Source organism: Myxococcales bacterium (genome assembly GCA_016712525.1).
Taxonomy (GTDB): domain Bacteria; phylum Myxococcota_A; class Polyangia; order Polyangiales; family Polyangiaceae; genus JAAFHV01.
The window spans coordinates 220923-236926 of sequence record JADJQX010000006.1 but is presented as its reverse complement, the minus strand read 5'-3'; the positions used below and the strand labels follow the sequence as shown (position 1 = coordinate 236926).

The 16004-nt window shown below is 69.5% G+C and carries 11 protein-coding genes; 4 read left to right on the top strand and 7 right to left on the bottom strand.

The window, feature by feature from the left end:
* Positions 1-68: 68 nt before the first annotated feature.
* From IPK71_12890 to IPK71_12875, 4 genes are all read right to left on the bottom strand, one after another.
* The gene (locus IPK71_12890; GenBank protein MBK8214629.1) at positions 69-2573 is read right to left on the bottom strand and encodes a PBP1A family penicillin-binding protein; all 2505 of its coding nucleotides are present in this window, start codon (positions 2571-2573) and stop codon (positions 69-71) included.
* Between the two features lie 443 nt (positions 2574-3016).
* On the bottom strand, positions 3017-3766 hold the full coding sequence (locus IPK71_12885; GenBank protein MBK8214628.1) for a glutathione S-transferase family protein: 750 nt from the start codon (positions 3764-3766) through the stop codon (positions 3017-3019).
* A gap of 31 nt (positions 3767-3797) precedes the next feature.
* Positions 3798-4280 (bottom strand): DUF3565 domain-containing protein, encoded by a 483-nt coding sequence (locus IPK71_12880; protein MBK8214627.1) that lies wholly within the window; start codon positions 4278-4280, stop codon positions 3798-3800.
* 76 nt (positions 4281-4356) lie between these two features.
* Complete coding sequence (locus IPK71_12875; protein ID MBK8214626.1) at positions 4357-5532, bottom strand: hypothetical protein; 1176 nt, start codon at positions 5530-5532, stop codon at positions 4357-4359.
* Positions 5533-5679: 147 nt separating this feature from the next.
* On the opposite strand from IPK71_12875, the gene IPK71_12870 reads away from it, so the two are divergent.
* Positions 5680-6063, top strand: coding sequence for a DUF814 domain-containing protein (locus tag IPK71_12870; protein MBK8214625.1), 384 nt, complete (start codon positions 5680-5682; stop codon positions 6061-6063).
* A gap of 282 nt (positions 6064-6345) precedes the next feature.
* On the opposite strand, the gene IPK71_12865 is transcribed toward IPK71_12870, so the two are convergent.
* The 3 genes from IPK71_12865 to IPK71_12855 form a co-directional block, all read right to left on the bottom strand.
* On the bottom strand, positions 6346-7311 hold the full coding sequence (locus IPK71_12865; GenBank protein ID MBK8214624.1) for a hypothetical protein: 966 nt from the start codon (positions 7309-7311) through the stop codon (positions 6346-6348).
* Positions 7312-7426: 115 nt separating this feature from the next.
* Entirely contained in the window at positions 7427-8977 is a 1551-nt protein-coding gene (locus IPK71_12860; protein ID MBK8214623.1) for a hypothetical protein, read from the bottom strand.
* A gap of 99 nt (positions 8978-9076) precedes the next feature.
* A complete protein-coding gene (locus IPK71_12855) occupies positions 9077-11122 on the bottom strand; it encodes a hypothetical protein (protein ID MBK8214622.1) in 2046 nt (681 codons plus the stop codon).
* A 1553-nt stretch (positions 11123-12675) separates the two neighbouring features.
* Between IPK71_12855 and IPK71_12850 the strand changes: the two genes are divergently transcribed.
* The 3 genes from IPK71_12850 (at position 12676) to IPK71_12840 (ending at position 16003) form a co-directional block, all read left to right on the top strand.
* Positions 12676-12972, top strand: coding sequence for a DUF559 domain-containing protein (locus IPK71_12850; protein ID MBK8214621.1), 297 nt, complete (start codon positions 12676-12678; stop codon positions 12970-12972).
* Between the two features lie 615 nt (positions 12973-13587).
* On the top strand, positions 13588-14778 hold the full coding sequence (locus IPK71_12845) for a hypothetical protein (GenBank protein ID MBK8214620.1): 1191 nt from the start codon (positions 13588-13590) through the stop codon (positions 14776-14778).
* A gap of 46 nt (positions 14779-14824) precedes the next feature.
* Positions 14825-16003, top strand: coding sequence for a hypothetical protein (locus tag IPK71_12840; GenBank protein MBK8214619.1), 1179 nt, complete (start codon positions 14825-14827; stop codon positions 16001-16003).
* Position 16004: the final 1 nt, after the last annotated feature.

The window sequence follows — 16004 nt, the reverse complement described above, 5'->3', positions numbered from 1 at the left end:
TCGAAGCGCTCGATCCACGTGCGTTTGCCGTCACAGATGTGCTGACGCGCGTAGACCGCGCCCGAGGGTCACTCCGGCTTCGGGAGCGCGGGGAGGGCCGCGTCGGGCTCGGACGTGGGCGTAGGCGCACCGGCGTCGGCCTCGAGCGGCCTCCCACCTTCGGCGCCGCCGTCGCCCGCGTAGGGCTCGGAGACCTCGGTGGGCTCGGTGCCCTGGAGGAACACCTCGGTCATCACGTCCTCGTCGCCCGGGTAGGCGAGCTTGCCCGAGTGCGTGTCGATCTTGGCCTCGACGATGCCCGCGGGCCGCGGAAAATCGCTCTTCGCCTTGCCCTCGTGCGCGGCCTTCATGAAGGAGATCCACGCGGGGAGCGCCGTGACGCCGCCGGCCTCTTGCGGCCCGAGCGACTTGGAGTCGTCGAAGCCGACCCACACGACCGCCGCGACGTCCGTCGAGAACCCGGCGAACCACGTGTCTTTGGCGTCGTTGCTGGTGCCCGTCTTGCCGGCCACCGGGCGCCCGAGCACCTTCGCGCGCTGCGCCGTGCCGTGATCGACGACGCTCGTCATGAGGCTCGTCGTGAGGTACGCGACCTCCGCGTCGAGCACGCGCCGCGAGGGCGGAGGGGGCTTGAGATCGATCTCTTTGCCGTCGGGCCCCACGATCTTGGTCACCACGCGCGGCTCGTCGTACACGCCGCCCGCGGCGAACGTGGCGTACGCCCCGACGAGCTCCATCGGCTCCACCTCGTAGCTGCCGAGCGCGAGCGACAGATCGGGCTTCAACGTGGACCTTATGCCCATCGCGCGCGCCCAATCGACCACGTTCGCGGGGCCCACGTCCTCGAGCACTCGCACGGCGACCACGTTCACCGAGTTGGCGAGCGCCTCGCGCAGGCGGAGCGGGTCTTTGCCGGTGTAGCCCTCGTAGTTCGTGGGCTTGTACGGTCCGAAAGGCGCCGGGTTCACGTCGACGAGCGTGGCCGGAGTAAACCTGCGCGACGAGAGCGCGTACGAGTACACGATGGGCTTGAAGGTGGAGCCTGGCTGCCTGCGGGCCTGCGTCGCACGATCGAGCGTCCCTGCCTGGCCTTCGTAGCTCCCGACGAGCGCGAGCACGTCGCGGGTGCGCACGTCCACGGCGACGAACGCCGACTCGGGCCCGAGCTCCACGCGGAGCGGCACCTTGCCCTTGTGCACCTTCTCGTCCTCGGGAGAGGGCACGGGCGCGAGCAGGCTCACGCGCACCCTCGCGCCGACCGGGGCGAAGTCGCTCGCGGGCTTTCGCTCGGGGTTGTAGCGCTCGAGCTCCGCGATCTTGAAATAGCCCGAGGCCGTGCCCACGCGCACGTCGACCGTGCCGGCCGTGTCGTCGGCCCCCGTGACGACGCCGACGTACACCTTGTGCGACTCGAAGCTCGGCGTGCCCTCGAAGGCCTGCGGCTCTTTGCCCTTGGGCGCGGGCTTCTTGCCCTTCTTCGGCGGCTCCTCGGCCTTGGGGGCGCGCAGGCCCCCGGTGAGCCCGTGGCGTTTGTCGTACGCGAGCAGGTTCTCGCGCACGGCCTTGCGCGCCGCGGCCTGCATTTTCGGGTCGATCGTGGTCGTGATGGTGAACCCGCCGCGCCCGGCGCGATCGGGCTCGAGCTCGAGGAGCATGCGGCGCGCGATGGCGACGGCCTCGGGGGCGAGCTCGCTCTGCGGCTCCACGAGGGGCACGAGGCGCACCGGCTCGGCGAGGGCCGCTTCGTACTGCGCGTCGTCCAAGAAGTGTTTCTCGCGCATCTGGTCGAGCACGAACTTCTTCCGCTGGAGCGCGCGCTTCAGATCGCGCCTCGGAGAGAACGACTCGGGCCCGGCGATCGTGCCCGCGAGGAGCGCGCTCTCGCCGATGGTGAGCTCACGCGCCGCCTTGCCGAACGCGCCGCGCGCGGCCTCCTCGATGCCGAAGCGGCCGTGCCCGAAGTAGATGTGGTTCAGGTAGATCTCGAAGATCTCGTCCTTCGTGAGCTGCTCCTCGAGCCGACCGGCCAAGATGGCCTCGCGCACCTTGCGGCGGTACGAGTGCTCCGCGTCGAGCAGCACGTTCTTGCAGACCTGCTGCGTGATCGTCGAGCCGCCCTGCCGCACACGCCCCGAGCGCAAGTTGACGACGACGGCGCGCGCGATGCCGAACCAGTTGACGCCCTTGTGTTGGTAAAACCCGGCGTCCTCGGCGGCGAGCACCGCGAGGCGCGTGTGCACGGGCACGTCTTTGAAGGGGATGACCGTGCGCCGCTCGGTGAAGAGCTCGGCGAGCAGGGTGCCATCTTTCGCGAGCACGCGCGTCGTCTGCGGGGGCCGGTAGTTCGACTTCACGTCGATGACGCTCGGCAGGTCCTTCTCGTAGTGCTGGATGACGAGCACGATCGCGACGACCCCCGCGACGGCGAGCAGCACGGCAGCGAGCGCCACGGCCTTCGTGACACGCCAGACGACCTGCCCGAACGTGCGCTTCTTCGGCGCCTTGTCGGCCTTCGCCTTCTCACCCTTCGGAGCCCCACGCTCGGCGAGCCCCTCTGCCCGTGCCTCGTTCACGTCGTCTGGAACGCCCGAGCCACGCGACCGCGTCCCGCTCCGCGTATTCGGCGGGGGACGGTTCGATTTCGGCGGCGGAAACGAGGATCCCATGGGCCCTCCCGGTCTTACTACGCGCCGCGCAAAGGGCCGAATTGGTGGGGGTCGGCACTGCGCAAACGCGCAGACCGTGAGGCATGGCGCTCGCTCGAATCTGCGCGGGCGCCCGCTTTGGCACTCGTGTCGCTCTTCGAGACGTCGAGGCCGCACGCGGCGGCCCGCGGAGGAGCGCGTAACCCCATGATCTCGTTTCATCTTCCACGAGCGCTCGGCCCCGCACGCGGACGGAGGTTCACACACACGGCAGGCCGCACGCTCACGCTCCTCGTGTGGCTCGGCCTGTGCGCCTGCACCTCGTCGAGCACGCCGCGCATCACCCGAGGGTGCGGCGCGTCCGGAGAGCGTCAGCCCGACACCTCGAACCCGGTCCGGCAAAAACGCGGCGCACTCGCCTCCCCCGACGAGCCCCTCACGTGGGAGGAGCTCACGGGCGAGAGCCCACGCACCTTCGACGCGAGCGCCCCCGAGGAGCCCCCCGCGGAGGAGTGACTACCCGTTCGCCTTCTTCCACGAGGGGCGCGCCATGAGCCGCTCCATCCACGCGACCACGCCCGAGAACCCCGTGAGGTCGATGCGCAGCATCCCGCGTTCGCGAGCGCAGGCAGGATCGAGAGGTCGGCGATCGTCACGCGATCCCCCACGAGGCACTCGTGCTTCTGCAGGCGCATGTCGAGCGCGACGAGGCAGCGGTCCACCTCGGTGCGTGCATCTTCCACGATCTTCGGGTTCCGCTGGTCCTCGGGCAGCCGGATCGTGTGCGCGAAGATGCGCGCCACATTGGGCGAGAGGTGCGCCGCCCCCATGAACATCCAACGCGCGATCTCGGCCTTCTCGCGCGGATTCTCCCCGCCGAGCCGCTTGCCGGGCGCGAGCGCCGCCGCGTACTCCAAGATGGCGTTCGACTCCCACAGGTGGAAGTCGCCATCGACCAGGGTCGGCACGCGGGCCGTCGGGTTCAGGCCGCGGTAGGCCTCGCCCTTGTGCTCGCCGCTCATGAGGTCGACGGGCACGTGCTCGTAGACGAGCCCCGCCTCTTCGAGGCCGAGCATCGCGCGCTTCGTGTTGGGAGACATGGCGAATCCGTGGAGCTTCATGCACGCCACGGTAGCGCACCCGAACCGCGCGCTACACGCCCTTTTGCCGCAAGAAGCGCACGAAGAAGCGCGCTCCCGGCGCAGGCTCCACGTGGTGCGGCGCCGTCGGCGCGATGACGCCCCACAGCTCGGGCCGCAGGACCACCACGGCCCCACCACGATCCTCGAGCACGTAACGCACGTGCCCCTCGAGCACCACGAGCTCGCCCCACGTGCCCTCCTTGAGCGTGTGCGTCTTCGTGAGGCCCTCCGGCACCGTCGTGTCCGTAAACTCGGAGGTGCGTTTGTACTCCTCGAGCCCCGCGGGCAGCTTCGGCATGAGGCACGGCGGGCACGGCAGCTCGGCCCCGATCTTGGACGCGCGCCCCTCCTCCGTGAGCACCCACGGGCGGCTCTCGAGCGGCGGCCTGTGCCTCACGTGGTGCGTGTGCCCGCAGGCCAAATCGGCCACGAAATAGCCTTCCGAGTCGGTGTGGAAGCCCGCGATGGGCGAGAGCGGAGGCGAGTCGGCCATGGCACGATGGTGCACCCTCGCGGCCTCATGGGGAAGACCGTAGCGATCACCATGCATCACCGCGGCCGACGTCAGATCAGAGACCGACGATCTCCCAGGGGCGACCGGCGGGGCTCGAGTCTCCCCAGCAGGTCACACGGTTCGATCCCGAGAGGGCGCACGTCCGGGAATACGTCGCGGAGAGCCGCGTCACTCCCGACAACCCCGTGACGTCCGTCGGAGTCGACGTCTTGGTGACGTTGGTCGAAACCTGGCCATACGAATTGTCACCCCAACACTTCACGTCGCCCGCGGCCATCAGCGCACAGGTATGATCGAGGCCCGCCACGATCTGCGCGACTCCGGTCAGCACCGTTCGCGTCGGGTTCGGAGGCGAATCGAGGCTTCCCGACTGCCCGAACGCATTCGCCCCCGCACACGCGACGGCCCCCGCCCCGGTGAGCGCACAGACGTGGCCACGCCCACGCGCCACCCGTATCGCGCCACGAATTCCCTCGTCTCTCGGCGTCGGTCCGTACCCTTGGCCCCAGCACAGCACACGGCCGTCGATCGCGGCCGCACAGCTCGCCGATTGGGCAACGGAGACGGAGTCTGCGCCTGGTGCGATTCCCGGCACGTCGACGGCGGGCCGAGGCTCGGTAGTTCCGTCGCCGAGCTGCCCGAACGAGTTGATCCCCCAACACCGAACGGTGTTCGTCGACATGACGGCGCACGCATGACCGAAGGAGAACGAAACGTCCTTCGCCGCGAGGGAGGCCAGCTCCGGCGAAGGGAGGGGCCCCCAGCAAACGGCGCCCGTCGCCCCGAGCGCACACGTCCCCGTCGCCCCTGCCCGCAGGGCACTTGCCAGAAACCCGGGTGGAATCGTGCTCACGCGAACGGGAGTGGGCGTCTGTCCAGAGGCCGAAGAGCCTATCATCGTGTTGTCGCCCCAACAGGCAACGTCCCCGTTCCGGTAGAGGGCGCAGCCGTGCGAGGGGCCGATCGCGATATCGACGACCGCGTTCGACGAGGGTGGTGCAGTCGGGCCGGAGTCCGCCGTTCCCCCTCCGGCGCTCCCGACTCCCCCGTCCGAGGGAGGCCGATCCGGGCCCCCGTCGACCGGCGCCCCCGGCGTCGCGTCTGCGCTCTCTGGCGGTGAGGTGGCCGGCCCCTCCTCCGGGACTACGCGCGAGCTCGGCGACCCGCATGCGGCGAGCAGCATCGCCATGGCGGTGAGCGAGAGCCCGTGGAGCACCGAGAACGTCTTCATGGCCGACGCGTACGGCACGTGTCGTGAAGACCTTCCCCACCCTGCCGCAACGGCACACGGGGACGGTTTCGCCATCATGGCGCGCTGGTCCGGAGGAGCCCCATCGAGAGGCTCGTTCGGGGCGCAAAGGTGGTAGACGGTGCCGCCATGGCGAGCAAAGGGAAACCCTACCGCACGGTCGTCGTGGGCGAGTTCGAGGTCTTCATCGGGCGCGGCAGCGACGAGAACGACGCGCTCACCTTCCACGTCGCCGAGCCCCACGACACCTGGCTCCACGTCGGCGGCGGCACCCCCGGCAGCCACGTCGTCATCCGCAACCCCGACAAAAAGCCCATCCCGCGCGACGTGCTCGAGACCGTCGCCGCCTATACGGCCCACTACTCCAAGGCCCGCGGCGCCGCGAAGGTCGAGGTCGACTATTGCCTCGCCTCCCACGTGAAGAAGCCTCGCGGCGCCCCCGCAGGCCTCGTCGAGCTCACCTCGTGGAAGTCCCTCCGCGTCGCCCCGAAGGCGCCCGCGGGCAGCGACTGAGCGAGAGAAGAACGAGAACGAGACAGGGGTGCCCCCACCCGCCCGACGAGCAAAAGCCTCGTTGCGCTTCGTGTTCTTCGCGGGTTCCCTCGGTCGTCGCGTTTCTCGATGTGAGCTTTTCCTCGCCGGTCGACCTCCCCCAAACCTCGTTCTCGGCTTCGCTCTCCCCCGCGCCGTCACGCACACTCGCTTGCGCGAAGCCTGCGAGCGAGGAGGGGGAGGTCGAGAGACCGTGGGGCGGCCGCACCTCCCCGGCTCACCACGAGAACCTCGCGAAGCCGGTCAGGGCGAAGGGCGTCGCTTCCCGCGGCGCCGCGCGAGGAGCACCGTGACGACGACGGCACCCGTGAGCCATTCGGTGTGCGAGCGCGTCGCCTGGGACGTGTCGCATCCGCAGCCGCGCGGACCGGGCGGCGTTGGAGTGGGGGCGGAGAGCGCGGGCGGTCGTGTCGAGGAGGGGGTGTCCGCAGAGGGCGAGGCTGCCGTGCCGCCGAGCGGCGAGGGGTCGCGTGCCACCCCCGTCACGAGGCCGAAGGGCGCCTCGACGAGCCGCACGCCCGAAGCGCCAGGGCTCGGGCGCGATTCGTCGAACGCGACGCGCCATTCTCCTTCGGAGCGGGCGGGCCGGTAACATGCGCCGTACTTCCCTGGGCATCTGGGATCGCCGGGCTCGCCTTCATGGGGCTCGACCGACACGAAGGCCGTCGCGATTTCGCGCGGGCGCGGGAGCTCCTCGGCGCGGGTGCGGGAGAGCCCGATATCGGGCACTCCCCGGAAGCGGTATCGATGGATACGGAAGCTCGATGGCCTATTCGGGATAGGCAACGATAGGAGCCCGAGCCCCTCGACGACCGAGGCGTTCGGCTCGGTGCGGTCCTTCGTGTCGAGCGTGGCCGCGCGCTCGAGGTGCACCGGTTTGCCTTCGGCGGCGAGCTGGTCGGCGAGCAGGCCCGCCATGTGTGTGGCGTCCTTGGTGATTGCCAAATAGAGCCTCGGCGGCTCCGCGCGGAGGAGCCCACGGGGAAAAAGCGTGGTGGTTTGGGGCGCGAGCGAGGGCGTCGCCACGATCATCACGGTCTCTTGGGCGCCCTCCTCGGCGTGGGGAGCGCCGGGCCACGTGAAGGGCCCGCGTACACGAAAGACGAGCGCCTCGGGACCTCGCACCACGGCATACCGCGAGGCGGAGGTCTTGGGCGGGGCGAGGCCCGGCACGTCCTCGGTGGCGCGCGGCTGGGCGAGCTCGCGCACGGTCGCGACCACGGCGTCACGCCCAACGACGCGAAGCTCCGACGTTGGCGCCCTGAGCCAAGGCTGCTCGCAGCGCGACGGCGCTTCGCGGCGCAGCGTCCCGACCCAGGTCGGGCTACGGCTCGGCAAGGGCGCCGCGGTCAGTGGCGGCCGGGAATAAGGGTCCGGGGCTTCGCTCGGACCACGCGGGGTGTCGCACGACCACGTCGTGTCGCAGAGCGGAGGTTGCTCGACTCGGAACCCGCGGGGAGCGGTGCCCCGATAAGCCACTTCGGCCGAGGCCCCGAGGTGGATATCCGTCGCCCCGTCGGGCAACGCCACGACGCGCACCGTGGTCGGGCCGAAGGGCGCGCCCGGCGCCTCGGAGCCGACCCACGTGTCGTCGCCGGCGGTGACCATGGTGATCTTGGCGAGGCTCGCGCGCGACAGCCCGACGTCGACCTTCTGCCCCGACACGGGGGGCGGCAGGGGGCGCGGCGGGAGGCGGCGCCACAGGGAGCCACACGGGGTCGAGCTTGGCCCGGACCGCCCCCGTGCCGAGCACGACGGCCGCGCCCGGAGGCGTGGCGCGCGTGCGGAGAAGGCACGTCGAGGGGCTCGGTGGGACGAGGCGTCCGTCGGCCCCTGTCGCCGTGAGCATCCCGCCGGGCGAGAGGGGCACGGCCACACGCTCCGCGAAGGTGAGCGCGTCGAGGGAACGAACCCGCGCGCGAACGGCGGTGCGGGCGTCGGCGGAGCTGCCACCCGGGTGCCCGATGACACCACACACGTCGAACGACAGGTGCTCGCCATTCATTCCGACGACGTTCGTGACGACCGCGTTCGCCCCCGCCGCATACCGAGCTTCGGCAAACGTGGCCTCGGCCTCGGCGGACGAGAGCCTGGGCGGGGGAGCGAAGATTCCCCCCATGGGGAGCTGCGCGACCTCTTTCGGGAGCATTCCCGTCGGTCCCATGAGGGTGATGACCAAGGTCTCGTGCGAGCCCCCGCGGCTCTCGGGGACGAGGGGCATCGTGAACGCGCCGACGGTGCGATAACGAAGGAGCGCGTTGCCGAGGTTCGGAAAGACCCAATAGGAGCTTCCCTTTTTCGCGGAGAACGCGGCGGGGAGCGTTCCCCCGAGGGCCTTCACCGTGTCGGCGAGGGTCGCGTCCGTGGCGCCGACGACGCGGATCGACGAGGGTTCGGGCTCCGCGCACGGCACCCGGGGAGAGCTCCCGCCCTCGATGCCCTCGGGCCAGTGTGTCATGGAGCGAAGCAGCTCCTCTTGGCTCGAGGTGAGCGGGCGCTCGATCGGGAGGGGCGGCGCCGCCATGAGCTCAGGGTCGAGGAACGTCGTGCAGCGTGGCTTCGAGCTCGCGACACGCGCCGTGACGAGGGCGGGCGCCGTCTCGCGATCGAGCCGTGTCATCCCCGCGCTCGGGACGACCGAGACCCCGCAGGGGGTGGTGCCTTCGGGCTTCGGGAGCACGTAGACCTTCCCGGCGCGTTTGGGCCACACGATGACGATGGCCTCGTCCCCCTGGGTGTGCACGACGACCTGCTCGATGGCCGACGTCGGCAGGCTCGGGTCGGCGGAGAGCCCCGCGGCCCACGCCACGCTCGGTAGGGCGAGGAGAAGGAGCGCCGCGGCCAGGGCAAAACACGAAGGGAGGAGGCGGGGCATGGGGCTCTCGGGGGCGGAGGGCGGAGGGCGGAGGGCGGAGGGCGGAGGAGGTCACAGGAGGACAGCTCGGGGCCCGGCTGGTTTCCGGGCCCGAGCGATTCACGGGCCGAACGGGTCCGTTTCGGCGCCGCATCGAGCATTTCCGGAGACGTCGAGTAGCGCAGGTGACGCGAACGAGCCGCCCCTCCGCTGGCAGTGGAGGCCCGTCCTGCAGGTGTTGCCACCCGCGACCTGCCCATTCCTGCAAACATAGGACGCCGTGGTGGTCTTGGCGTTGCAGTAGGTCCCGTCCGCCATTCCGGCGCAGGTGCTTCCGCTGAAGTTTCGGCACGTCGCCCCATACCGCGACATGGCGTCGCCAGGCGAGAGCACGCCCACGGCGACCCAGGCGCACGCCGCGTTCGTGCGATGCGAGGGGACGGCAAGCGCACCGACCGTCGCGTGCGCGAGATCGAGGATAGTGGCGTCCTTGCCGAGGAACATCGAACCGAGCGCAAAGGCATAGAATGCGGGGCTCATGCCGAGTGGCGCCTCGACGCCGACGAAGGATGTCTCGTTGGCTCCTCCATAGGCCATGAGCGCGAACGCGTGCGAGACGAGCCCGGACCGGAAGTATCCACGGCGATTGAGGATCTGATCGGGACGCACCAAGGTGGCAGGGGGGGGAGGAAAGGGTTCCGTGGCGTGGCCCGTCGTCATCTGGTCGGCCAAAGCCGCTTTCGGGTGAAGGTGATTCCGATAGGGAGCCGACGACCGTGGGAGCGCTCCTTCGCCGAAGGACAGTACGGCGGCGTTCCAAGATATCTGGCCGCCCGCGCCCTCGGCCGCCATGGCGAAGACGTCGGCCAATCCCTCGTGGATGGCCTTCGCTTCGACGTAGGCGGCTTCGCTGCGAAACGCCGTCGCCGTGCTCGGGGCGGACAAACCGCGGTTGTGGAGAAGGCCATGTGCGTACTCGTGGGCCATCATGTCGTACGCCATGGCCGCAGGGTAGCGCAGGTACTTGGCCTCGCGCTTCTCGCGACCGTCGCCCTCGACGATGCCGTCGGTCACGGCGATGGCGTTCAGCGCTGGAACGTACTCGCCGAAGGCCGAGTCCAGGCGGTTGTGCACGTAGACGGGGATGCGGCCGTCCCGGCCCCCGAACGTCCCTACGAGCGAGTTGGCGAAGAAGGTGGCCGCGTTCCCTACATGGTACTGAGCATTGATCGCGATGCCCGGTGCAAAATTCGGGAGTGCGTCGCTCGGAATGTTCGTGTCGGCCACCCACGTATCGCCCGGGAAGCTCGTGGCCGTGATGGCGGCGCGAGAGCGCTCGTCGAATACCTCGACCCGCCCGCCCCGTGTGTCGCGCACGAGCTTCCCGTTCTTCACGGAGCAGTCCAGGGTCTTCCGAGGGACGGAGCGGTCGTTGATTCCGCTGAGGTAGCTCTCGGCCGCGTAAGCGAGGGCGTGCACGTCGGTGCGGCCTTCGGCGACGATGGTCCCCGACTTGGCATCGACGTCGACGCGCAGCGAGCCTTCGTCGTCGGCGACGTCGAGGCGGTAGACGAGCCTCGCGGGGGCGGCGCGCGTGGTGACCCCGAGCTCGGGCGCGCCAGGGACGATCGCGTTCTGCCCGGCACGGGCAAGGGCTGCCTGCATAGCCGCCTTCTCGTCGATCGTCGCGGTCAGGTCGAGGGCGCCGAGCTCGGACGTGCCGGTGGCGAGGAAGGCAAAGCTGCCATCTTCGCGGAGGCCGAGGGACAGGCTCTCGTCGAGGAGGGGGACCTCCGTGCCGGGCACCACCTTGCGCAGACGGATCGCCGCGCCTCCGGCCCCGCCCATGTCACCGAGGCCGGGAGCGGTGCGAGCGGCAGCTCCAAGCGGTAGCTCGTCGCCGAACGTTGCGAGGAAGGCGCGCATGTCGGACTCCGCGGCGTGCGAGGGGGCGACCGGATGCCCGCCGTCGGTCGCGACGTACCCATAAGCGTTTCCCTTCTCGTCACGGAGGGTCAGGATGGTCGCGCCGGTCTTGGCGGCAAGGGACTGCGAGAGGTCGCCCTTCCCGAGCGGGAGGGGGGCGGGATCCCCCTCGCCGCCGCACGCGGCTGAGAGGAGAACGAGACCTGCGAGTCCTACGATGGGGGAGAGCTTCGTCTTCATGGGGCCTGCCTTTCGCCGGGTACGTCGGCCGCCCACGGAGATCCGTTGCGAAGAATCGTCGAGGAGCGCAAAACCAGCTCGCGCGCGGACCTTCGAGCCGTGGGGCACCGTGCAAGCCCGAGCACCCGCGCGCGGAGGCCCGCTTCGCGCTCTCCCCCTTTTCGGCACGCGCTTCGGCCCCGCCCCCACGAACCCCCTCTCATCTCCCGCCGTTTCGCCTATGAGAGAGGCCCCATGAGGCCCTCGCTGCGCGCCCTGCCCTTCGCCCTGACGACCGCGCTCGTCGCGCTCGGCGCGTGCGCCAAGAGCACACCCCAGGCCCCTCAAGAGCCCGCGGCCGACGCCGCCCTCGACGCCTCGCCCCGCGACGCCGCCCTCGCCGTGGACGCGAGCGCCTCGGCCGACGCGACGACCCCGGACGACGCCAGCGTCGAGCCTCAGACCGCCCTCCCGAAGGATCCGTACGGCGCCATGAAAGAGAGCGCCCGCATCGCGTGCGCCGTCCTCGCCAAGGGCGCCCAGAAGAACTTCCTCGCCCCGCGCGACCTCAAGGCCTCCTTCGTCGACGGCGACGACCTCCTCGCCCTCGTCAACCGCTCCCCCCAAGGCGCCCTCGCTCCCGACTACGCCCCGACCGACATGGTCGACGTCGTCAAGTTCCAGCCCCGCTCCCCCGCCGACTGCGAAAAGTACCAGTGCCTCCGCAAAGATGCGGCGAGCGCCATGAAGGAGCTCCTCGCCGCCATGGCGCGCGCCGGCGTCCCCGGCCACATCGAATCCGTCTACCGCAGCTACCTCGCCCAGTGTGTCACCTTCCAAGGGTGGGTGAAGCGCAGCGACTTCTGCTCCGCCGCCGAGCAGTCCGCCCTCCCGGGGCATAGCCAACACCAGCTCGGCACCACCATCGACCTCTTCACCGCCGAGTGGAAGGCCTCGGGTGAGACCGTGTTCCGCCAGGGCTTCGGCTGCACCAAGGGCGGAAAGTGGCTCGTCGAGCACGCCTGGGAGCACGGCTTCGTCTTCCCCTATCCCATCCACCCCGACGACCTCCACGAGAAGGAGACGTGCATCCCGCGGGGCGATCATGAGGAGAGAGCAGCGTTAGCAGCGTTGCCCCCACCCGCCCGACGAGCAAAAGCCCAATTGCGATTCGAGGTCTTCGCGGGTTCTCTCGTTCGGCGCGTTTCTCGGTGTGAGCTTTTCCTCGCCGGTCGGCCTCCCCCAAACCTCGTTCTCGGCTTCGCTTTCCCACGGCTCGTCGCGACACTCGCTTGCGCGAAGCCTGCGAGCGAGGAGGGGGAGGCGCAGAACCGCGGCACGGCTCGGGCCCCTCGATCTCCAACGAGTGAAGGCACCCTTGCGATCGTCGCGAGCCGCGTGATCGAGAGGCTCGCGACTCACTTCCTCCGTGCCAGCGAGGGCGCCGGCGTCGTGCCGTGGCGCACACGCCGCGCCAGCGGCATCGGAGTCAGGCGCGGGGCGAAGTTTGCCGCTGTCACGGCGTCTGCGCCGGTGGGGCACGAAGCCGGCGCCCTCGCCGGCACGGAGGCCCTATGCGTTTTCTCTTTCCGTCTTTCCGTCACGAACGCACGTTTCTCGCCCCTGCGCCCAGTACTCCAGGCGCAACCCCACGGCGTCGGAGCGCATCCTCTGGGGAGGCACTGCGCGGGCGCCGGCTCGGCGTCAAATTCCGGCGCCAGGTCGTCCTCGGCACGGTCATCGTCGACTTCTTTGCGCCGGAACCGCGGCTCGCGGTCGAGGTCGACGGGGCCTCCACGTCGGCCGCGAGCGGCGCGACCGCGAGCGGGATGGGTACCTCGAGAGCTACGGCGTGCGCGTCCTTCGCGTGAAGGCGTGGCACGTGGAGCGGGAGCTCCCCGCGGTGCTCGTGCGCATCCGCGCGGCGCTCGGGTGAGCACGAGAGGGGCGCGCTTCGCGCGCCCTGGCCCCACGGCCTCCGCCGAGACCGCTGCCTGAGTCGCCGCCCGATTCGTCGAGCTGCACCGCCCGCGGCTTGACGCCACGCCATTCGAAGCTAAACCCTAGCCGACGATGACTCGGGGGGTCCACACGACTTATTCTCGTCCGCCGCGCGACAACGTCGCCGTCCTGACGTACCCCATGAGGAGTGGGCGATGCGCCCATCAAGGAAGGGTGCGTCGATGAGGATGTGGAACGAGAGAAGGGTCGGGCGGCGCGCTTTGTGTGCGGTCGGTGCCGCAGCGCTGTGCGGAGCCGTCGTCTTCGCTTGCGGCAGTGACGAGCCACCGGCGTGCGAGGGCCCGGGGTGCCTCGACGTCAGCGTCGACACGGCCACGCCCCCTGATGCACCAGACGGGAGCTCCCAGCCCCCCGATGGCGGGCTCAGCGACGCATTCGACGCGCGAAGCCCGGACGCCGACGACGGTAGCTCGCCATGCGTAGCGCAAGCGGGCACGCTAGACACAAGCTTCGGCGACGCGGGTATGATATGGCTCAAGCTCCCTGCGCCCAGTGCTGACGCCGTCTTGGCGCTCGACGATGGGAAGGTACTCGTAGCCGGCGCCGAGAACGGAGGACGGAGCGCGATCCTCGTCCGGTTACTCCCAGACGGCACTCCCGATGCAGCGTTCGGCGCATCCGGAGTCGTCGAGAGCTTTACCGGGAGATTCGGTACGGCAACGAAGGCCATCGCACTGCAGCCGGACGGGAAGGTTCTCGTTGCAGGAAGCTCCCGAACCACCGGCACCGCTGGTCGAATCACGGTCGCTCGCCATCTGGCGGGAGGCGAGCTCGACCCCTCGTTCGGCGTCGCAGGGGTTGTGATCGCCGAGTACCCCGGGCGTGAAGCCTTCGCAAACGCGCTAACGGTCCGGACTGACGGGAGGATCATCGTTGGGGGCACTAGCGAAGACGCCCAGACTCCCGCCGGAACATCGGACTTCGAAGTACTAAGACTCAACAGCGACGGCACGGCCGACGCAACGTTCGGCGTCTCCGGTCGTGTCACCCTCGATATGCGTGGGACCAGTGACGAGGGCGGCGCCATCGCCCTCGGGCCGGCGGGCGCAATCACCATCGCTGGCCGCTCGAAAGAGACCTCCGCGCTCTCAGGCCGCTTCGACTTCGCTGCGGCCCGCCTGAAGGACGACGGCTCACTCGACACGAGCTTCGGCAACGCAGGGAAGTTCATATCTGCGTTCGGAGCTGGAAGCCAACTTGCCAACGACGTAGTCCTCACGCCATCTGGAGCTGCGATCTTGACCGGGTGGACGAACGCGGACTTTGCGCTCATTCGCCTCAGCGCCGCAGGTACACTTGACCCATCCTTCGGCACGTCCGGCCTCGCGACGGTCGACTTCGGGGGCCGTGGCGACGCGAGCCTCAAGCTAGTGCTTCAGGCAGACGGCAGAATCCTCGCCGTTGGAAACAGCGGAAACGGCAGTCAACCCGACACCTACGGGGCCAGCGTCGCTCGGTTGCTTCCCAACGGCGCTCTGGACCCTACGTTCGGCAGCGCAGGCCGCACTTTCGTGCCCCCCCCTGCGAACTCCAGGCTGTCCGCGACGGCCGTATCCCTAACGCGATGCACCACGCTCGTGGCTGGCACCTGGGAGTACGACCTAGGCTCTCCACTGTCAAAAAGTGCCATTGGAGTACTTCGCATGTGGCGATAGGTCGCCACGACGAACATTCAGACAACAAGTCGGGGAGGAAAGGCGAATGGCAACACTATGCTCCGTCGTGGGCTCAATCGCCACGGGCGATGCTGTATGCGTTACGGGATGGGACGGACTACTCGGCCGACCCGAAGTGGCGCGCGCATCGCGATCCAATCTCGCGACATCAAAAACGGTCTTTGGAGTCGCCAAGACGGTTACTGGCACTGACGTTTCCGTCCTCGTCGCAGGCGAAGTCGCGGATGGCCCACTCACCGGCCTCGACGTCGGGGCTGGCGCGGGCACATCTTTCGTCGTCGCGACCGACGTGAACGCCGCGACAGCAGCGGACCAATGCCGGCTCATTCGCGTCGAGCGTCCGGACGGCAGCGAGTACGTCGTGGGCACATGCGACGAGGGCGGGAACCTCGCGATCCAGCCCCGCGCCTCCCGCGACACCTCGGCGCGGCTCATGTTCAATGTGAGGAGCTACGGTGTCACCGGCGCCGGCTCCGACGAAACGGCCATTTCGGCTGCGGCATCGGCCGCCGCCGCGTCCACCGGAGCTATTCTCCACTTCCCCTCCGGCACCTACGTCACCTCGCCCGGTTCCACCCTCACCGTCCCAGCGAACGTGCAGGTCTTCTTCGACGAGGGCGCCACGCTGGAGCCGAACGGGGCCTCCGTCACCCTCGAGGGTCGCATCCTCGCGCACCCCAACCAGACGCTCTTCGGCGGAACCGGTTTTCGTTCCGCGGTCACGCCGAGCGGTGCCGGACTACCCGTCGTGACGATTTCCGGCGAGCCCGCGCGCGACTACGATTTCGTCGTCGCCATCGACGCAGGCAATAGCTCCCTGTTTCGCTATTCGCTCGACGGCGGCACATCGTACTTCCCCGCTCCACCCGCGGCTGCGCTCACGCTCCCGGTCGGCAGCATCTTCGCCTTTCCCGCCACCGGTATCACGGCCGCGTTCCCAGCGGGTATCTACGTCGCCGGCTCGAGCTACACCTGGTCCACTCGGCGCGCCGTGTCGGTTGGCCCTGCCTCATTCCCGAGCTTCAACGTCATCAATTTCGGCGCCGTGCCCTACGATGCGCATTTCGCCCATCGCGATCGGCCGTTTCGGCGCATCGCGATCACGGAAATCGGGTCATCGCGATCGGAGCGAAGCGACGTCTCCCTGAGGCTCTGGATGATCGGTTCCAGGCTCGCGAGCAGGGTAAGCGGCCCGCCTTGCTGAG